21 protein-coding genes are annotated in these 17,451 nt (G+C 60.3%); 13 read left to right on the top strand and 8 right to left on the bottom strand.

Annotated features, from left to right (window positions below):
• Position 1: 1 nt before the first annotated feature.
• Genes lptB through HX818_RS17395 form a run of 5 tightly spaced genes read right to left on the bottom strand, consistent with a single transcriptional unit; the run spans position 2 to position 3,366 of the window.
• A complete protein-coding gene (gene lptB / locus HX818_RS17375; RefSeq protein WP_003216119.1) occupies positions 2-727 on the bottom strand; it encodes an LPS export ABC transporter ATP-binding protein in 726 nt (241 codons plus the stop codon).
• Positions 727-1,299 (bottom strand): lipopolysaccharide transport periplasmic protein LptA, encoded by a 573-nt coding sequence (gene lptA / locus HX818_RS17380; protein WP_023659193.1) that lies wholly within the window; start codon positions 1,297-1,299, stop codon positions 727-729. The genes lptB and lptA overlap by 1 nt, the downstream gene beginning before the upstream one ends.
• Positions 1,286-1,858 (bottom strand): LPS export ABC transporter periplasmic protein LptC, encoded by a 573-nt coding sequence (gene lptC / locus HX818_RS17385; protein WP_003216122.1) that lies wholly within the window; start codon positions 1,856-1,858, stop codon positions 1,286-1,288. Before lptC ends, lptA begins: the two co-directional genes overlap by 14 nt.
• Before the next feature lie 8 nt (positions 1,859-1,866).
• Positions 1,867-2,391 (bottom strand): HAD family hydrolase, encoded by a 525-nt coding sequence (locus HX818_RS17390; RefSeq protein ID WP_087692862.1) that lies wholly within the window; start codon positions 2,389-2,391, stop codon positions 1,867-1,869.
• Positions 2,392-3,366 (bottom strand): KpsF/GutQ family sugar-phosphate isomerase, encoded by a 975-nt coding sequence (locus HX818_RS17395; protein WP_003216126.1) that lies wholly within the window; start codon positions 3,364-3,366, stop codon positions 2,392-2,394.
• 292 nt (positions 3,367-3,658) lie between these two features.
• On the opposite strand from HX818_RS17395, the gene HX818_RS17400 reads away from it, so the two are divergent.
• The 10 genes from HX818_RS17400 to hisC all read left to right on the top strand — a co-directional run bounded on the left by HX818_RS17400 (position 3,659) and on the right by hisC (position 11,734).
• The gene (locus tag HX818_RS17400; RefSeq protein WP_003216128.1) at positions 3,659-4,468 is read left to right on the top strand and encodes an ATP-binding cassette domain-containing protein; all 810 of its coding nucleotides are present in this window, start codon (positions 3,659-3,661) and stop codon (positions 4,466-4,468) included.
• Positions 4,468-5,265 (top strand): lipid asymmetry maintenance ABC transporter permease subunit MlaE, encoded by a 798-nt coding sequence (gene mlaE, locus HX818_RS17405; RefSeq protein WP_003216131.1) that lies wholly within the window; start codon positions 4,468-4,470, stop codon positions 5,263-5,265. The genes HX818_RS17400 and mlaE overlap by 1 nt, the downstream gene beginning before the upstream one ends.
• Complete coding sequence (mlaD, locus tag HX818_RS17410; protein WP_003216133.1) at positions 5,265-5,732, top strand: outer membrane lipid asymmetry maintenance protein MlaD; 468 nt, start codon at positions 5,265-5,267, stop codon at positions 5,730-5,732. The genes mlaE and mlaD overlap by 1 nt, the downstream gene beginning before the upstream one ends.
• Before the next feature lie 11 nt (positions 5,733-5,743).
• Positions 5,744-6,397 (top strand): phospholipid-binding protein MlaC, encoded by a 654-nt coding sequence (locus HX818_RS17415; protein ID WP_003216135.1) that lies wholly within the window; start codon positions 5,744-5,746, stop codon positions 6,395-6,397.
• On the top strand, positions 6,394-6,699 hold the full coding sequence (locus tag HX818_RS17420; protein WP_003216137.1) for a lipid asymmetry maintenance protein MlaB: 306 nt from the start codon (positions 6,394-6,396) through the stop codon (positions 6,697-6,699). Before HX818_RS17415 ends, HX818_RS17420 begins: the two co-directional genes overlap by 4 nt.
• Positions 6,700-6,813: 114 nt before the next feature.
• Positions 6,814-7,053, top strand: coding sequence for a BolA family protein (locus HX818_RS17425; RefSeq protein WP_008434291.1), 240 nt, complete (start codon positions 6,814-6,816; stop codon positions 7,051-7,053).
• A 23-nt stretch (positions 7,054-7,076) separates the two neighbouring features.
• Positions 7,077-8,342, top strand: a complete 1,266-nt coding sequence (murA, locus tag HX818_RS17430; RefSeq protein WP_003216140.1) for a UDP-N-acetylglucosamine 1-carboxyvinyltransferase — start codon at positions 7,077-7,079, stop codon at positions 8,340-8,342.
• A gap of 247 nt (positions 8,343-8,589) precedes the next feature.
• Entirely contained in the window at positions 8,590-9,225 is a 636-nt protein-coding gene (gene hisG / locus HX818_RS17435; protein ID WP_003188599.1) for an ATP phosphoribosyltransferase, read from the top strand.
• A 127-nt stretch (positions 9,226-9,352) separates the two neighbouring features.
• Positions 9,353-10,678: a histidinol dehydrogenase gene (gene hisD / locus HX818_RS17440; RefSeq protein WP_177020457.1), complete on the top strand. Its 1,326-nt coding sequence runs from the start codon at positions 9,353-9,355 to the stop codon at positions 10,676-10,678.
• Between the two features lie 3 nt (positions 10,679-10,681).
• On the top strand, positions 10,682-11,734 hold the full coding sequence (gene hisC, locus HX818_RS17445; protein ID WP_087692861.1) for a histidinol-phosphate transaminase: 1,053 nt from the start codon (positions 10,682-10,684) through the stop codon (positions 11,732-11,734).
• Positions 11,735-11,863: 129 nt separating this feature from the next.
• On the opposite strand, the gene HX818_RS17450 is transcribed toward hisC, so the two are convergent.
• Complete coding sequence (locus HX818_RS17450; protein WP_087692860.1) at positions 11,864-13,138, bottom strand: uracil-xanthine permease family protein; 1,275 nt, start codon at positions 13,136-13,138, stop codon at positions 11,864-11,866.
• A 2-nt stretch (positions 13,139-13,140) separates the two neighbouring features.
• Positions 13,141-13,779, bottom strand: a complete 639-nt coding sequence (gene upp, locus HX818_RS17455; protein ID WP_003216149.1) for a uracil phosphoribosyltransferase — start codon at positions 13,777-13,779, stop codon at positions 13,141-13,143.
• A 165-nt stretch (positions 13,780-13,944) separates the two neighbouring features.
• On the opposite strand from upp, the gene HX818_RS17460 reads away from it, so the two are divergent.
• The 3 genes from HX818_RS17460 to HX818_RS17470 all read left to right on the top strand — a co-directional run bounded on the left by HX818_RS17460 (position 13,945) and on the right by HX818_RS17470 (position 15,545).
• The gene (locus tag HX818_RS17460) at positions 13,945-14,502 is read left to right on the top strand and encodes a hypoxanthine-guanine phosphoribosyltransferase (protein ID WP_003216150.1); all 558 of its coding nucleotides are present in this window, start codon (positions 13,945-13,947) and stop codon (positions 14,500-14,502) included.
• A 61-nt stretch (positions 14,503-14,563) separates the two neighbouring features.
• Complete coding sequence (locus tag HX818_RS17465; protein ID WP_177020458.1) at positions 14,564-15,049, top strand: hypothetical protein; 486 nt, start codon at positions 14,564-14,566, stop codon at positions 15,047-15,049.
• 208 nt (positions 15,050-15,257) lie between these two features.
• Positions 15,258-15,545 carry a PA4642 family protein gene (locus HX818_RS17470; RefSeq protein WP_003216153.1) on the top strand — a complete coding sequence of 96 codons (288 nt, stop codon included), beginning with the start codon at positions 15,258-15,260 and terminating at the stop codon, positions 15,543-15,545.
• Between the two features lie 94 nt (positions 15,546-15,639).
• On the opposite strand, the gene mqo is transcribed toward HX818_RS17470, so the two are convergent.
• Positions 15,640-17,148: a malate dehydrogenase (quinone) gene (gene mqo, locus HX818_RS17475; RefSeq protein ID WP_003216154.1), complete on the bottom strand. Its 1,509-nt coding sequence runs from the start codon at positions 17,146-17,148 to the stop codon at positions 15,640-15,642.
• Positions 17,149-17,451 lie beyond the last annotated feature (303 nt).

A 17,451-nucleotide genomic window follows, 5' to 3' on the forward strand; every position in this document is an offset into this window, starting at 1 on the left:
TCTACAGGCGGAACTCGTGACCCAGATACACTTCCTTGACCAGTTCGTTGGCCAGGATAGTGGCAGAGTCACCTTCGGCAATCAGCTGTCCATCGTTGACGATGTAGGCGGTTTCGCAGATATCGAGTGTCTCACGGACGTTGTGGTCGGTGATCAACACACCGATGCCCTTGGCCTTGAGATGATGGATGATCTGCTTGATGTCGCCGACCGAGATCGGGTCGACACCGGCGAAAGGTTCGTCCAGCAGGATGAACTTGGGCGCCGTGGCCAGCGCGCGGGCGATTTCCACACGACGACGCTCGCCGCCGGAAAGGCTCATGCCGAGGTTGTCGCGAATGTGGTTGATGTGGAATTCCTGCAGCAGGCTTTCCAGCTCTTTCTTGCGCCCGGCGCGGTCGAGTTCCTTGCGGGTCTCGAGGATGGCCATGATGTTGTCGGAAACCGACAGTTTGCGGAAGATCGATGCTTCCTGGGGAAGATAGCCGATACCTGCCTGCGCACGGCCGTGCATAGGCTGGTGGCTTACGTCCAGGTCGTCGATCAGGACGCGGCCTTGATCGGCCTGCACCAGGCCGACGATCATGTAGAAGCAGGTGGTCTTGCCGGCACCGTTGGGGCCGAGCAAACCGACGATCTGGCCGCTGTCGATCGACAGGCTGACGTCACGCACGACCTGACGGCTTTTATAAGCCTTGGCCAGATGCTGGGCTTTCAGGGTTGCCATTAATTCGCCTTCTTCGCGTCGGGTTTCGGCGCCGGCTGGGCTGCGCCCGGTTTCTGCTTCGGCTGGATAACCATGTCGATACGCGGCTTCGGCGTGCTGATTTTCGAGCCGGTAGCACGGCCGGCCTGGGCGATCTGCTTCACCGTGTCGTAGACGATTTTTTCGCCGTCGGTGGTGTTGCCGTCATTGATGACCCGGGCCTGGTCGATCAGCACGATGCGGTTTTGCTGGGCGTGGTACTGGATCGTCTTGCCATAGCCTTTGACCGGCGTAGGGTCGCCCACTTTCTGCAGTTGTTCGAAATACGCCAGGTTGCCCACCGAAGTGACCACGTCGATATCGCCTGCCGGGGTACGAGTCAGTGTCACGGTGTTACCCGTCACTTTCATCGAGCCCTGGGTGATGATCACGCTGCCCGTGTAGGTCGCGATACCTTGCTTGTCATCCAGCTGCGCATCGTCAGCCTGAATGTGGATCGGTTGCTGGCTATCGTTCGGCAGAGCCCAGGCGCTCACGCTTCCCAGTGCTGCGCCCAGGCCGAGCAAAATAGGGAGGGTTTTAACGAGCCTCATACTGTCCTCTTACGTTCGATAGCAGGTGTATCCTGCTTTCTTTCAAATACGCTTTCATTCCCTTGCCAGTCGATACACCGCCAGCGCCGTCAATTCTAACGTCTTGCTCGGTCTGCGCATATTGCTTCTGTGGGAATACGGTCATGCGACTGCTGGTAATAATGGTGTCGCGGTTCTTGGCGTCAGTGCGGGCTACCCGCACCGAGTCAATCAGTTCCACTTGGGTGCCGTCCGGGTTGACCTCGCCACGCTCGCTGGTGACGTGCCATGGAAATTCGGCGCCGCGGTACAGGTTCATGTCCGGCTTGGTCAGCAAAGTGACCTCGGATGCCTTCAAGTGTTCGACCTTGTCGGAGGTCATTTCATACTGGACCTTGCCATCGGGCAGGTACTGGATGCTGTGGGCGTTGATGGCGTAATAGTCGATAGCACTCTCGTCAACCTGTGCAACCGGCTTGTCGAGGAAGCGCTCCGGGCTGATATTCCAGTAGCCGACCGCGAGGAAAACCGCGGCGATGACTGCAAGTATCAGGAAATTGCGAATCTTTTTACTCAGCATAAAACGCTCTATAGGTAGGCGGCGTGGGCCGCTTCAAGGCTGCCTTGGGCGCGCAGAATCAACTCGCAGAACTCGCGGGCGGCGCCTTCGCCGCCGCGGGCGGTGGTTACACCATGGGCGTGTTCGCGAACGAACGCCGCCGCATTGGCCACGGCCATGCCCAGGCCGACCCGGCGAATCACCGGCAGGTCGGGTAAATCGTCACCCAGGTACGCAACCTGCTCATAGCTTAGGTTGAGTTGGCCAAGAAGCTCGTCCAGAACCACCAGTTTATCCTCGCGGCCCTGATACAGGTGAGGAATACCCAGGTTTTGTGCGCGGCGTTCCACAACCGGGGTCTTGCGACCGCTGATGATTCCGGTTTGCACGCCCGCCGCCATCAGCATCTTGATGCCCTGGCCGTCGAGGGTGTTGAACGTCTTGAATTCGCTGCCGTCTTCCAGGAAGTACAGGCGGCCATCCGTCAGCACGCCGTCGACGTCGAAAATCGCCAGCTTGATGTGCTTGCCCCGTTGCAACAGGTCGGTGGTCATTTACATCACTCCCGCACGCAGCAAGTCGTGCATGTTCAGGGCGCCAACCGGACGGTCGTCGCTGTCGACCACCACCAGCGCCAGGATCTTGTGGTCTTCCATGATCTTCAGTGCTTCGGCCGCGAGCATGTCAGGGCGTGCGGTCTTGCCGTGAGGCGTCATGACTTCGTCGATGGTGGCGGTCTGGATGTCGAGGTTGCGGTCCAGGGTGCGGCGCAGGTCGCCGTCGGTGAAGACCCCGGCCAGCCGCCCGTCGGACTCCAGGATTACGGTCATGCCCAGGCGCTTGAGGGTCATTTCCATCAAGGCATCTTTCAGCAAGGTGCCGCGAGGCACTTGTGGCAGCTCGTCGCCGGCGTGCATGACGTTTTCCACTTTCAGCAGCAGGCGACGGCCAAGGGCGCCGCCCGGGTGGGAAAACGCGAAGTCTTCGGCGGTAAACCCGCGGGCTTCCAGCAATGCCACGGCCAGCGCATCGCCCATGACCAGGGCGGCGGTGGTGGAGGAGGTCGGTGCCAGGTTCAGCGGGCAGGCCTCGTGGGCAACGTGCACGTTCAAATTCACTTCGGCGGCTTTTGCCAGCGTCGAGTCCGGGTTGCCGGTCACGCTGATCAGCTGGATACCCAGGCGCTTGATCAGCGGCAGCAGGGTCACGATTTCGTTGGTGGTGCCGGAGTTGGACAGTGCCAGGATGATGTCGTCCCGGGTGATCATGCCCATGTCGCCGTGGCTGGCTTCGGCCGGATGCACGAAGAACGCGGTGGTCCCGGTGCTCGCCAGGGTGGCGGCGATCTTGTTGCCGACATGCCCGGATTTGCCCATGCCGACCACCACTACGCGGCCCTTGCTGGCCAGAATCATCTCGCAGGCGCGTACGAAATCCGCGTCGATATGGGCCAGCAAGCCTTCTACGGCTTCAAGCTCGAGGCGGATGGTGCGTTGTGCGGATTGAATAAGGTCGCTGGATTGGCTCATGTCTGAAATCGTATAGCCTGACGAAAAGTCGGCGATTATAACGGTAATGATCAATTCCCTCACACAAGTTCGTCAGGCTTTATTCAATCCACCTGTGGTTGAGATTGAACCTCAGCCAGGATTTTTTAGCTGTCCTGTTTCTGAACAAGCTCTGTTCCGGCCTTGGGGGCGCTGTACCAGCAGTGATATAGTTCGCGGCCAGTTCGGTCCGCACGGCCTTTTTGTCTATTCGGCGCAAGCATTTGTCGAAAACAAAGTGTCTGAGTGAAAGGCTGCATCCCAAGGAGTTTAGATGAGTGCCGATAACGCCTACGCGGTCGAGCTGAAGGGCCTTTCCTTCAAGCGCGGTACGCGCAGCATCTTCAATAATGTGGATATTCGCATTCCCCGCGGCAAAGTCACGGGCATCATGGGGCCTTCCGGCTGCGGCAAGACTACGCTGCTGCGCCTGATGGGCATGCAATTGCGCCCCTCCGCCGGTGAAGTCTGGGTCAATGGCCAGAACCTGCCGACCCTTTCGCGCAGTGACCTGTTCGATGCCCGCAAACACATGGGCGTCCTGTTCCAGAGCGGCGCGTTGTTTACCGATCTCGATGTTTTCGAAAACGTGGCGTTCCCGCTGCGGGTGCATACACAGCTGTCCGATGAAATGATTCGTGACATTGTGTTGCTGAAATTGCAGGCCGTCGGGCTGCGCGGTGCTATCGATTTGATGCCCGACGAGTTGTCCGGAGGCATGAAGCGTCGTGTCGCCCTGGCGCGTGCCATCGCCCTCGACCCGCAGATTCTCATGTACGACGAGCCTTTCGTTGGCCAGGACCCGATTGCCATGGGGGTGCTGGTACGCCTGATCCGCCTGCTCAATGATGCGTTGGGTATCACCAGTATCGTGGTTTCCCACGACCTGGCCGAGACCGCGAGCATTGCCGACTACCTATATGTAGTGGGCGATGGCCAGGTGCTGGGGCAGGGCACGCCTGAAGAACTGATGAACGCAGACAACCCGCGCATTCGCCAATTCATGACCGGCGATCCCGATGGCCCGGTGCCTTTTCACTTTCCGGCAGCGGACTACCGCTCAGATCTTCTGGGGAAGCGCTGATGCGCAAGACATCATTACTCGAAAAGGTTCGCCTTTTCGGTCGCTCCGGCATCGATATCATCGGTGTGCTGGGGCGTTCGACGATTTTCCTGTTTCATGCCTTGCTCGGCCGCGGCGGTATTGGCGGCGGTTTCGGCCTGCTGATCAAGCAACTGCACTCCGTGGGCGTGATGTCCCTGGTGATCATCGTGGTCTCCGGGGTGTTCATCGGCATGGTGCTGGCGCTGCAAGGCTTCAATATCCTCTCCAGCTATGGGTCCGAGCAGGCTGTTGGGCAGATGGTTGCCCTGACGCTGTTGCGTGAGTTGGGCCCGGTGGTGACCGCTCTCCTGTTTGCCGGGCGTGCCGGTTCGGCACTGACGGCCGAAATCGGCAACATGAAGGCCACCGAGCAGCTGTCCAGCCTGGAAATGATCGGCGTCGATCCACTCAAGTACATTGTTGCCCCGCGCCTGTGGGCCGGCTTCATCTCCCTGCCACTGCTGGCGATGGTATTCAGCGTGGTCGGGATCTGGGGCGGTTCATGGGTGGCGGTTGACTGGTTGGGCGTCTACGACGGTTCCTACTGGGGCAACATGCAAAACAGCGTGACCTTCAGCGGCGACGTGCTCAATGGCATCATTAAAAGCATCGTCTTCGCCTTTGTAGTGACCTGGATCGCCGTATTCCAAGGCTATGACTGTGAGCCCACCTCAGAAGGGATCAGTCGCGCCACCACCAAGACCGTTGTGTACGCCTCGCTGGCGGTACTGGGCCTTGACTTCATTTTGACCGCCTTGATGTTTGGAGATTTCTGATGCAAAACCGCACTGTGGAAATCGGTGTCGGCCTTTTCTTGCTGGCTGGCATCCTGGCTTTACTGTTGCTCGCCCTGCGAGTCAGCGGCCTATCGGCCAGCCCCACCGCCGATACTTATAAACTTTACGCCTACTTCGACAATATCGCCGGTTTGACTGTCAGAGCTAAAGTGACCATGGCGGGTGTAACCATCGGCAAGGTCACGGCAATCGATCTGGACCGCGACAGCTTCACCGGCCGTGTGACCATGCAGGTGGACAAGAAGGTAGATAACCTGCCGACTGACTCCACTGCGTCTATCCTCACCGCTGGCCTGCTGGGCGAGAAGTACATCGGCATCAGCGTCGGCGGGGAATCTGCCCTGCTCAAGGATGGTTCGACCATTCATGACACACAGTCGTCGTTGGTGCTGGAGGACTTGATCGGTAAATTCCTGCTCAATACCGTCAATAAAGACGCCAAATGAGGAATGTGTTCATGATCTCTACTTTGCGACGTGGCCTGTTGGTACTGCTCGCGGCACTGCCGTTGATGGCTAACGCCGCTGCCGGCGGTTCTGCGCATGACCTGGTGCAGGACACCACCAACAAGATGTTGGCTGACCTGAGTGCCAACAAGGAAAAGTACAAGCAGGACCCGAGTCAGTTCTATAACGCGCTGAACACGATTGTCGGGCCTGTTGTTGATGCTGAAGGTATTTCCAAAAGCATCATGACCGTCAAGTACTCGCGCAAGGCTACGCCTGCGCAGATGCAGACATTCCAGGAAAACTTCAAGAAGGGCTTGTTCCAGTTCTACGGCAACGCCCTGCTGGAGTACAACAACCAGGGGATTACCGTCGCCCCTGCCGGGGATGAGTCGGGTGACCGCACCAGCGTCAACATGAGTGTCAAGGGCAACAACGGCGCGGTCTACCCTGTGCAGTACACGCTCGAGAAGGTCAACGGCGAGTGGAAACTGCGTAACGTGATCATCAACGGCATCAACATTGGCAAGCTGTTCCGTGACCAGTTCGCGGATGCAATGCAGCGCAATGGCAACGACCTGGACAAAACCATCAACGGTTGGGCCGGTGAAGTGGCCAAGGCCAAGGAAGAAACCGACAAAGCTGCCGGGAAGCCTGCCCAATGACCGAGTCGGCCATTCGCCTTGGCGAGTCCGGTGAGCTGTTGCTCAGCGGCGTGCTGGATTACAGCACTGGACCCGCCCTGCGCAAGCAGGGCCAGGCGCTGATCAATGCCAGTACCGCTCCTGCGCTGGTGCTGGATTGCTCGGCGGTGGTTAAGTCCAGCAGCGTCGGCTTGTCGTTGCTGCTGTGTTTCATGCGCGATGCGCAGGCCGTCAAAAAGCCGGTGAGCATTCGTGCATTGCCCGAAGACATGCGTGAAATCGCTGAGGTTTCCGGTCTGACCGAGCTGTTGGCGCATCCTTAATACACATTATTAAAGAAGCCCCCCGTCAGAGTCCTGCTATGCGGGGTTCGCAGGCGCGGGGCTTTTTTGTATGATGTGCGACCCGCGCGCACTGGGCGCCCATAGAGGTTGATCATGCAGGCCCTAGAAGTTAAAAGCTTCCTTGAAGGAAAGCTGCCCGAAACTAATGTTGAAGTTGAGGGCGAAGGCTGCAATTTCCAGCTGAACGTGATTAGCGATGAACTGGCGGCATTGAGCCCGGTCAAGCGTCAGCAGCAGATCTATGCCCATTTGAACCCGTGGATCACCGATGGCAGCATCCATGCGGTCACTATGAAATTTTTCAGCCGCGCGGCCTGGGCCGAGCGCACCTGAGCCCCCAAGGCGTCGAGATTCTTATGGATAAATTGATTATTACCGGCGGTGCTCGTCTTGATGGCGAGATCCGTATTTCCGGGGCGAAGAACTCCGCCCTGCCGATCCTGGCAGCGACCTTGCTGTGCGATGGCCCGGTTACCGTGGCCAACCTGCCGCACCTGCATGACATCACCACCATGATCGAGTTGTTCGGTCGCATGGGCATCGAGCCGGTGATCGACGAGAAACTCAGCGTCGAAATCGACCCGCGCACCATCAAGACCCTGATCGCACCGTACGAGCTGGTGAAAACCATGCGCGCCTCGATCCTGGTCCTGGGCCCGATGGTTGCCCGGTTCGGCGAAGCCGAAGTCGCACTGCCTGGCGGTTGCGCCATCGGTTCGCGTCCGGTGGACCTGCACATCCGTGGCCTCGAAGCCATGGGTGCAACCATTGACGTCGAAGGCGGCTACATCAAGGCCAAGGCGCCGGAAGGCGGCCTGCGTGGCGCAAACTTCTTCTTTGATACCGTCAGTGTGACCGGTACCGAGAACATCATGATGGCCGCTGCCCTGGCCAATGGCCGCAGCGTGCTGCAAAACGCCGCGCGCGAGCCGGAAGTGGTCGACCTGGCCAACTTCCTGATCGCCATGGGTGCCAACATCACCGGCGCCGGCACCGACACCATCACCATTGATGGCGTGAAACGCCTGCATTCGGCTACCTACAAGGTGATGCCGGACCGCATCGAGACCGGTACCTATCTGGTCGCGGCTGCCGTCACCGGTGGCCGTGTCAAGGTCAAGGACACTGATCCGACCATCCTCGAAGCCGTCCTGGAAAAACTCAAGGAAGCCGGCGCCGAGATCACCACCGGTGAAGACTGGATCGAGCTGAACATGCATGGCAAGCGGCCAAAAGCCGTTAACGTGCGTACCGCTCCGTACCCGGCGTTCCCGACGGACATGCAGGCGCAGTTCATTTCCCTGAACGCGATTGCCGAAGGCACCGGTGCCGTGATCGAGACCATCTTCGAAAACCGCTTCATGCACGTGTACGAGCTGCACCGCATGGGCGCCAAGATCCAAGTCGAAGGCAACACCGCCATCGTGACCGGCATCGAGAAGCTCAAGGGCGCGCCAGTGATGGCTACCGACCTGCGTGCCTCCGCCAGCCTGGTGATCTCGGCGTTGTGCGCTGACGGCGACACCCTCATCGACCGCATCTACCACATAGACCGTGGTTACGAGTGCATCGAAGAGAAGCTGCAGATGCTCGGCGCGAAAATCCGCCGCGTACCGGGCTAATTCCCGGGGCTGTTGACACCGTCATTGTGGCGAGGGAGCTTGCTCCCGCTGGACTGCGCAGCAGTCCCAGTCTTTTTAAACAAAGATCAGGGCCGCTTCGCGCCCCAGCCGGAGCAAGCTCCCTCGCCACATGACGATGTATGCTGTTAGCTGATTTGTTTCAAGTCGAGGCTGTAATGGCCTCGATCTGTGTCTGGCGCCGATTGCGACCGGACAGCAATAGCCTGATGAAGGACTGACGTTTCCCATGTTGACCATCGCACTGTCCAAGGGCCGCATCCTTGACGACACTTTGCCGCTTCTGGCTGAAGCGGGCATCGTGCCGACCGAGAATCCGGACAAGAGCCGCAAGCTGATCATCCCCACGACCCAGGACGACGTTCGCCTGCTGATCGTGCGTGCCACCGATGTGCCAACTTACGTTGAACATGGCGCGGCCGACCTCGGCGTCGCGGGCAAAGACGTGTTGATGGAATACGGCGGCCAGGGCCTGTACGAGCCGCTGGACCTGCGTATCGCCCTGTGCAAGCTGATGACCGCCGGCCGTGTCGGTGACGTCGAGCCTAAAGGCCGCCTGCGGGTGGCGACCAAGTTCGTCAACGTTGCCAAGCGTTACTATGCCGAGCAAGGCCGCCAGGTCGACATCATCAAGCTTTACGGCTCGATGGAGTTGGCACCGCTGATCGGCCTGGCCGACAAGATCATCGACGTGGTCGACACCGGCAACACCCTGCGCGCCAACGGCCTGGAGCCCCAGGACTTTATCGCCGACATCAGCTCCCGGCTGATCGTCAACAAAGCTTCGATGAAAATGCAGCACGCCCGTATCCAGGCGTTGATCGACACCCTGCGCAAGGCAGTGGAGTCTCGACACCGCGGTTGACTCACCCGCGCGGCCCCAAGCCGCGCCCGTCTATCCGCCTCATAGCCAGAATTCTCAGGTGCCCAAGCGGATCGACTGCTAACTTTCGGCGCCTGAGCATTTTTGCCATTCCTATGAGGCCCTCGCCATGACCACGTCCACTGCAATTGCCCGACTCAACGCTGCCGACCCGGATTTCGCCCATCATCTGGATCATCTGCTGAGCTGGGAAAGCGTGTCCGACGATTTGGTCAACCAGCGGGTGCTCGACATCATCAAGGCCGTGCGCGAGCGCGGTGACGCGGCGCTGGTTGATTTTACCCGGCAGTTCGATGGCCTGGACGTCGCCTCCATGGCCGACCTGATCCTGCCCCGCGAACGCCTGGAGCTGGCGCTGACCCGCATCACCGCGCCCCAGCGCGAAGCCCTGGAAGTGGCGGCCGCGCGGGTGCGCAGCTACCACGAGAAACAGAAACAGGATTCCTGGAGCTACACCGAGGCCGACGGCACCGTACTGGGCCAGAAGGTCACGCCGCTGGACCGTGCCGGCCTGTACGTGCCGGGTGGCAAAGCGTCGTACCCGTCCTCGGTACTGATGAACGCGATTCCGGCCAAGGTGGCCGGCGTGACCGAAGTGGTCATGGTGGTGCCTACCCCGCGCGGCGAAATCAACGAACTGGTGCTGGCAGCGGCCTGCATCGCGGGCGTTGATCGCGTGTTCACCATCGGTGGCGCCCAAGCGGTAGCGGCCCTGGCCTACGGCACCGAAAGCGTGCCGAAGGTCGACAAGGTGGTTGGCCCGGGCAACATCTACGTGGCCACGGCCAAGCGCCATGTATTTGGCCAGGTCGGCATCGACATGATCGCCGGCCCTTCGGAAATCCTCGTGGTGTGTGACGGCCAGACCGACCCGGACTGGATCGCCATGGACCTGTTCTCCCAGGCCGAGCACGACGAAGACGCCCAGGCGATCCTCGTCAGCCCGGACGCCGAATTCCTGGACAAGGTCGCCGCCAGCATCGCCAAGCTGCTGCCGACCATGGAGCGCGCCGAGATCATCGAGAAGTCGATCAATGGCCGTGGCGCCCTGATCCTGGTCCGCGACATGGAGCAGGCCATCGAAGTGGCCAACCGTATCGCCCCGGAACACCTGGAGTTGTCCGTCGCCGACCCACAAGCCTGGCTGCCGCTGATTCGCCACGCCGGCGCGATCTTCATGGGCCGCCACACCAGCGAAGCCCTGGGCGACTACTGCGCAGGTCCCAACCACGTGCTGCCCACGTCGGGCACTGCGCGGTTCTCCTCGCCGCTGGGCGTATATGACTTCCAGAAGCGCTCGTCGATCATCTTCTGCTCGCCACAGGGCGCGTCGGAGTTGGGCAAGACCGCTTCCGTGCTGGCCCGTGGCGAGTCGCTGACCGCCCACGCCCGCAGCGCCGAATACCGCATCGTTGACGATAAGCAGGGGAACTGAAACATGAGCAAATTCTGGAGCCCGCTCGTCAAGGATCTCGTGCCTTACGTGCCCGGTGAGCAACCGAAGCTGACCAAGCTGGTAAAACTCAACACCAATGAAAACCCCTACGGCCCATCGCCCAAGGCGCTGGCTGCCATGCAGGCCGAGCTGAACGATAATCTGCGTTTGTACCCGGACCCCAACAGCGACCTGCTCAAGCAGGCGGTGGCCAAGTACTACGGGATCGACGCGGGCAAGGTGTTCCTCGGCAACGGCTCCGATGAAGTCCTGGCGCACATCTTCCACGGTTTGTTCCAGCACGACCTGCCGCTGCTGTTCCCGGACATCAGCTACAGCTTCTACCCGGTGTACTGCGGCCTGTACCGCATTGCCTTCGACGCAGTGCCGCTGGATGAACAGTTCCAGATCCGCGTGTCGGACTACGCCAGGCCCAACGGCGGGATCATCTTCCCGAACCCGAACGCGCCGACCGGTTGCGTGATGGCGCTGGACGCCGTGGAGCAAATCCTCAAGGCCAGCCCGGACTCGGTGGTGGTGGTCGATGAAGCCTATATCGACTTCGGCGGCGAGACCGCCATCAGCCTGGTGGACCGTTACCCGAACCTGCTGGTGACCCAGACCCTTTCCAAGTCGCGCTCCCTGGCCGGTTTGCGGGTGGGCCTGGCCGTGGGCCACCCGGACCTGATCGAGGCGCTGGAGCGGGTCAAGAACAGCTTCAACTCCTACCCGCTGGACCGTCTGGCGATTGTCGGCGCGGCCGCCGCTTTTGAAGATCGCGAATACTTCCAGAACACCTGCAAGTTGGTGATCGATAGCCGTGAAAAGCTGGTGGCGCAACTGCAGGCCAAGGGGTTTGAAGTACTGCCGTCGGCGGCCAACTTCATCTTTGCCCGGCATCCAGGGCACGACGCTGCCGGGCTGGCGGCCAAGGTGCGGGAGCAGGGGGTGATTGTGCGGCACTTCAAGCAGGAGCGGATTGCCCAGTTCCTGCGGATCAGTATTGGCACGCCGGAGCAGAACCAGGCGCTGATCGATGCGTTGGGCGAGCTGTAAGCCACACTGAAACTCAAAAAAATGTGGGAGCGGGCTTGCTCGCGAATGCGGTGGTTCAGTCACTGATGTGCTGAATGACACACTGCATTCGCGAGCAAGCCCGCTCCCACATTGGTTTTGCGTTGGCAGTTAGATCAGCGGCTCATCCGGCTTCCTGTTCTTCCAGCCGTCATTGCCCGGCAGCAGCAGATTCAACGCAATCGCTACCACCGCACACAGGGCGATGCCCTTCAGGCCAAAGTCATCCGGGCCAGTGCCGGTGCCTACCAGCACACCGCCAATTCCGAACACCAGGGTCACCGACACAATCACCAGGTTGCGCGCTTCGCCAAGGTCGATCTTGTGGCGGATCAGGGTGTTCATCCCCACTGCGGCAATCGAGCCGAACAGCAGGCACAGAATCCCGCCCATTACCGGGACTGGAATGCTTTGCAGCAGCGCGCCGAACTTGCCGATAAACGCCAGGCTGATGGCAAACACCGCCGCCCAGGTCATGATCTTCGGGTTGTAGTTCTTGGTCAGCATCACCGCGCCCGTCACTTCCGCGTAGGTCGTGTTGGGCGGGCCGCCGAACAGGCCGGCAGCGGTGGTGGCGATCCCGTCACCCAGCAGGGTGCGGTGCAGGCCGGGCTTCTTCAGGTAGTCGCGACCGGTCACGCTGCCCACCGCAATCACACCACCGATGTGTTCGATCGCCGGGGCCAGGGCCACCGGGACGATAAACAGGATCGCCTGCCAGTTGAATTCCGGCGCGGTGAAGTGGGGCAGGGCGAACCACGGTGCGGCGGCGATCTTCGCGGTGTCGACTACGCCGAAGTAGAACGACATGGCGAAACCCACCAGCACGCCGGAGATGATCGGCACCAGGCGGAAAATGCCTTTGCCGAACACCGCCACGATCAGCGTGGTCAGCAGCGCCGGCATCGAGATCAGCATGGCGGTCTGGTAGTGGATCAACTCACTGCCGTCACCGGCCTTGCCCATCGCCATATTGGCCGCAATCGGCGCCATGGCCAGGCCAATGGAAATGATCACCGGCCCGATCACCACCGGCGGCAGCAGCCGGTCGATGAAACCGGTGCCCTTGATCTTCACGGCCAGGCCCAGGAAGGTGTAAACGAAGCCGGCCGCCATCACGCCGCCCATGGTCGCCGCGAGGCCGAACTGGCCCTTGGCGAGAATGATCGGGGTGATAAACGCAAAGCTCGACGCCAGGAACACCGGTACCTGGCGCCCGGTGACGACCTGGAACAACAAGGTGCCCAAGCCTGCGGTGAACAGGGCGACGTTTGGATCGAGACCGGTGATCAGCGGCATCAACACCAGCGCGCCAAATGCTACGAAGAGCATCTGTGCGCCAGACAGGATCTGGCGCCAAAGCGGGTCGTTGAACTCATCCTGCATGGTCACGCGTCCTTCTGCTTGGTACCGAAGATCTTGTCGCCGGCATCGCCCAGGCCCGGGATGATGTAGCCATGTTCATTCAGGCGTTCATCGATGGATGCGGTGTAGATCAACACGTCCGGGTGGGCTTTCTCGACGGCGGCGATGCCTTCGGGAGCGGCCACCAGCACCATGGCGCGGATGTCCTTGCAACCGGCTTTTTTCAGCAGGTCGATGGTGGCAACCATGGAGCTGCCGGTGGCGAGCATCGGGTCGATGATCATCGCCAGGCGCTCGTCGATTTCCGGTACCAGTTTTTCCAGGTAGGTGTGGGCCTGCAGCGTCTCTTCGTTGCGGGCCACGCCTACGGCGCTGACCTTGGCACCCGGGATCAGGCTGAGCACGCCTTCGAGCATGCCGATACCGGCACGCAGGATCGGCACCACGGTAATCTTCTTGCCGGCGATTTTCTCGACCTGGACGGGACCACACCAACCGGCGATCTCGTAGTTTTCCAGGGGCAGGTCTTTGGTCGCCTCGTAGGTGAGCAGCGCTCCGACTTCCTGAGCAAGCTCACGGAAGTTCTTCGTGCTAATGTCGGCGCGGCGCATAAGGCCGAGTTTATGTCGGATCAGCGGGTGGCGGATCTCACGGATGGGCATGGGGAAAGGCTCCGGCGGCGGGCAAAAAAACCGGCCTAGATTAATCTATCCGAGGGTGTTGTCCTATAGACATCTAGTACGTTAGTCCATTAAGGCTTGAACGTTGGGCCTCACATGCGTACCTTTGCCCGCTTTTCTTGCCACAGCACCCCCTTGGAGAGCGCCATGTCCGCTGATCTCGAGCATATCCGTCAAATCATGCGCGAGGCTGACTGCCTGTACACCGAAGCGCAAGTCGAAGAGGCCATCGCCAAGGTCGGCGCGCACATCTCCCGTGAAATGGCCGACACCAACCCGGTGGTCTTTTGCGTGATGAACGGTGGCCTGATTTTCGCCGGTAAATTGCTCACCCACCTGCAATTCCCGCTGGAAGCGTCCTACCTGCACGCCACTCGCTATCGCAATGAAACCAGTGGCGGCGACCTGTTCTGGAAAGCCAAGCCGGAAGTCTCGTTCATCGACCGCGACGTGCTGATCATCGACGACATCCTCGACGAAGGTCACACCCTGGGCGCGATCATCGACTTCTGCAAACACGCCGGCGCGCGCAAGGTGCACACTGCCGTGCTGATCGACAAGGACCACGACCGCAAGGCCCGTCCGGACCTGAAAGCCGATTACGTGGGCCTGCCGTGCATTGACCGTTACATCTTCGGTTACGGCATGGACTACAAAGGCTACTGGCGCAACGCCAATGGGATCTACGCCGTCAAAGGGATGTAAGCGGGATTCAGGCGCAGGGTTGTCATGCTATCGTGCTTGGCCCCTGCGTCTGGAGCTGTTCATGAGCCTGTTGATTCGCACCTGCGCCGCCCTGGCGCTGACCCTCAGTTTGCCCCTGGCGGCCGCTCCGGCGCCGCTGCACAGCCAATTCCTGCCGCCCGACGACCTGACCCTGCGCGCCGAAACCCCGGACCAGCAGCAATTGCTGCAAGTCACCGAGTATTCGGTGGTGGTGGGTAACCAGCGCCAATCCACCCAGCAGCCGATCCCGGTGACCTCGCCGTTGATGATCCGCCTCAAGGGCAAGTCCCTGAACAAAGGCGCGACCATCGCCCAGGTGGTTCTCAATTTCGATGCTGAAAGCAAAAGCCTGAAAAAGCCGGTGTTCGACGACAAAAGCAAAACCCTGACCTTGTCGTATCCGGTGACCCAGTATCGGGTGATCGTCGACTTGTTGCGCAATGACACGGTCTATGTGCAATTCCTCACTTACGCCAACGGCCATATTTGGGCCGATTTGCACACCGGGGCGGTGCGCGCCAAATAATCCAGCCGACGCGCATTCGGCGGTGTAAATACAGTCAATGTGGGAGCTGGCTTGCCTGCGATAGCTGTGGGTCCGTTGGCCCATCTGTTACTGATGCACCGCCATCGCAGGCAAGCCGGCTCCCACATTGGTTCGCGTAGCTTTCGAAGCCGCTGTGCCGCAGGTAAACTGCTTTTCCCGTGTAAATGTCTGCAGGCTGGAGTCGGTAATGCGTAAAGATAAGAAACAGGTGATTGGTGATGAAATCGGCGACGAGCAAATCAAGCTGTTCCTGGATTTCGAGCCGGTAGACGCCACTTCGCCGTCCCTGCACAAACTGATCAAGGCCTACCGCGGCCTGCGTATCGACGACTTCGAACGCTTCCTGGTTTTCTTCAAGGAAGCCGGCCTGGACCTCGATGGCAAGGACGAGCATGGCCTGACCTTCGTTGAAGTGATCAAGGACCAGCGCAACGCCGCCGAGTACATCGAGCTGATCGAACAAGCCCGCGGCTGATTGTTGCGGACGAAAAAAAAACGCCCCATTGGGGCGTTTTTCGTTCCCACGCTCTGCGTGGGAATGCATCCACTGACACTCTGCGTCACGACGCTCAAGCGTAGCTTTCGGTCTCGCTGCTCTGCTCAACCAGTTCCAGGCTGATGTTGTTCTGCGTGTTGATCTTGCGATACAGCTCGGCATCGGTCTCCAGGACCTTTTCCCGAGCCGGGAAGATCTCGTGCAGCTTGGCGGCCCACTCACCGGCCGCTTTCGTCGGGAAGCAGCGTTCGATCAGTTCCAGCATGATCGATACGGTCACCGAAGCACCTGGAGACGCGCCGAGCAGGGCGGCCAGCGAACCGTCCTTGGCCGCAACCAGTTCGGTACCGAATTGCAGCACGCCGCCTTTCTTCGGGTCTTTCTTGATGATCTGCACCCGTTGGCCGGCCACTTCCAGGCGCCAGTCTTCGGCTTTTGCCTCAGGGTAGAAGCGACGCAGGGATTCCAGGCGCTGCTCCATGGACTGGCGCACTTCGCTGACCAGGTACTTGGTCAGGTCCATGTTGTCCCGGGCCACGGCCAGCATCGGGCCGATGTTGCCGGCACGAATCGACATGGGCAGGTCAAGGAACGAGCCGTGTTTGAGGAACTTGGTGGTGAAACCGGCGTATGGCCCGAACAGCAGGGATTTCTTGCCGTCGACCACACGGGTGTCGAGGTGCGGCACCGACATCGGTGGCGAACCCACGGCTGCCTGGCTGTAGACCTTGGCCTGGTGGTGCTTGACCACTTCCGGGTTGTCGCAACGCAGCCACTGGCCGCTGACCGGGAAGCCGCCGAAGCCCTTGCTTTCCTCGATGCCCGAGGCTTGCAACAGCGGCAGGGCCGCGCCACCGGCGCCGAGGAACACGAACTTGGCGTCCACATCACGGGAATTGCCGCTGTTGACGTCCTTGATGCTCACGGTCCAGCCGGCGCCGTTGCGCTTGAGGCCGGTGACGCGCTTGCTGTACTTGACCTGGGCATCCGGGGCGCTGGTCAGGTGCGAGAGCAACTGGTTGGTCAGGGCGCCGAAGTTGACGTCGGTGCCGTTCATCACGCGGGTGGCGGCGATTTTTTCGTCCAGTGGGCGGCCGGGCATCATCAGCGGCATCCACTCGGCCATCTCGCTGCGGTCTTCGGTGTAGTGCATGTCCGAGAACGCGTGGTGCTGGCTGAGGGTTTCAAAGCGCTTCTTGAGGAACGACACGCCTTTCTCGCCCTGTACGAAGCTCAGGTGCGGCACGGGGCTGATAAAGGATTTGGACGAGCCAAAGGTGCCTTTCTTGGTCAGGTAGGCCCAGAACTGCTTCGACACCTCGAATTGGGTGTTGATGTGCACGGCTTTCTTGATGTCGATAGAGCCGTCGGCGGCCTGCGGTGTGTAGTTCAGCTCACACAGCCCGGCGTGGCCGGTACCGGCGTTGTTCCACGGGTTGGAACTTTCCGCGGCACCCGAATCCATCAGCTCAACGACTTCCAGCTTGAGGCCGGGGTCGAGCTCTTTGAGCAGTACGGCGAGGGTGGCACTCATGATGCCCGCACCTACCAGTACTACGTCGACTGCTTCGTTATGCGCCATTTAACGCGTCTCCAAAATCTGCAGCACCAAATTGACGGCATGGCTGCCAGGAGTGACGGGGCGGTTCACGTGATGCCCCAGGTTACCCATGGCCAGGATCGCCATGTCCGATTCTTCGCAATTTATCGCAAGCGGACGCTGCCGACCGGGCCTGATCTGCGTATGAACGCATTTAAGGGCGCCTGTGGCAATTCGACTTATGGTCAAGCTCGTCCGATCGTGCAACCAAATCCGTAGCGGACAGGCTTCAAGCTCCGGTTCTTGAGGAGTGCTCGGTCCTGTGTGGTGGGGCTGTTCCAGACG

Source organism: Pseudomonas sp. F9001, from assembly GCF_013385435.1.
In the GTDB taxonomy this organism is placed as follows: Bacteria; Pseudomonadota; Gammaproteobacteria; order Pseudomonadales; family Pseudomonadaceae; genus Aquipseudomonas.

Coding starts and splice junctions, on each gene's coding strand:
- lptB (WP_003216119.1), bottom strand. CDS start 727: ATGGCAACCCTGAAAGCCCAGCATCTGGCCAAGGCTTATAAAAGCCGT.
- lptA (WP_023659193.1), bottom strand. CDS start 1,299: ATGAGGCTCGTTAAAACCCTCCCTATTTTGCTCGGCCTGGGCGCAGCA.
- lptC (WP_003216122.1), bottom strand. CDS start 1,858: ATGCTGAGTAAAAAGATTCGCAATTTCCTGATACTTGCAGTCATCGCC.
- HX818_RS17390 (WP_087692862.1), bottom strand. CDS start 2,391: ATGACCACCGACCTGTTGCAACGGGGCAAGCACATCAAGCTGGCGATT.
- HX818_RS17395 (WP_003216126.1), bottom strand. CDS start 3,366: ATGAGCCAATCCAGCGACCTTATTCAATCCGCACAACGCACCATCCGC.
- HX818_RS17400 (WP_003216128.1), top strand. CDS start 3,659: ATGAGTGCCGATAACGCCTACGCGGTCGAGCTGAAGGGCCTTTCCTTC.
- mlaE (WP_003216131.1), top strand. CDS start 4,468: ATGCGCAAGACATCATTACTCGAAAAGGTTCGCCTTTTCGGTCGCTCC.
- mlaD (WP_003216133.1), top strand. CDS start 5,265: ATGCAAAACCGCACTGTGGAAATCGGTGTCGGCCTTTTCTTGCTGGCT.
- HX818_RS17415 (WP_003216135.1), top strand. CDS start 5,744: ATGATCTCTACTTTGCGACGTGGCCTGTTGGTACTGCTCGCGGCACTG.
- HX818_RS17420 (WP_003216137.1), top strand. CDS start 6,394: ATGACCGAGTCGGCCATTCGCCTTGGCGAGTCCGGTGAGCTGTTGCTC.
- HX818_RS17425 (WP_008434291.1), top strand. CDS start 6,814: ATGCAGGCCCTAGAAGTTAAAAGCTTCCTTGAAGGAAAGCTGCCCGAA.
- murA (WP_003216140.1), top strand. CDS start 7,077: ATGGATAAATTGATTATTACCGGCGGTGCTCGTCTTGATGGCGAGATC.
- hisG (WP_003188599.1), top strand. CDS start 8,590: ATGTTGACCATCGCACTGTCCAAGGGCCGCATCCTTGACGACACTTTG.
- hisD (WP_177020457.1), top strand. CDS start 9,353: ATGACCACGTCCACTGCAATTGCCCGACTCAACGCTGCCGACCCGGAT.
- hisC (WP_087692861.1), top strand. CDS start 10,682: ATGAGCAAATTCTGGAGCCCGCTCGTCAAGGATCTCGTGCCTTACGTG.
- HX818_RS17450 (WP_087692860.1), bottom strand. CDS start 13,138: ATGCAGGATGAGTTCAACGACCCGCTTTGGCGCCAGATCCTGTCTGGC.
- upp (WP_003216149.1), bottom strand. CDS start 13,779: ATGCCCATCCGTGAGATCCGCCACCCGCTGATCCGACATAAACTCGGC.
- HX818_RS17460 (WP_003216150.1), top strand. CDS start 13,945: ATGTCCGCTGATCTCGAGCATATCCGTCAAATCATGCGCGAGGCTGAC.
- HX818_RS17465 (WP_177020458.1), top strand. CDS start 14,564: ATGAGCCTGTTGATTCGCACCTGCGCCGCCCTGGCGCTGACCCTCAGT.
- HX818_RS17470 (WP_003216153.1), top strand. CDS start 15,258: ATGCGTAAAGATAAGAAACAGGTGATTGGTGATGAAATCGGCGACGAG.
- mqo (WP_003216154.1), bottom strand. CDS start 17,148: ATGGCGCATAACGAAGCAGTCGACGTAGTACTGGTAGGTGCGGGCATC.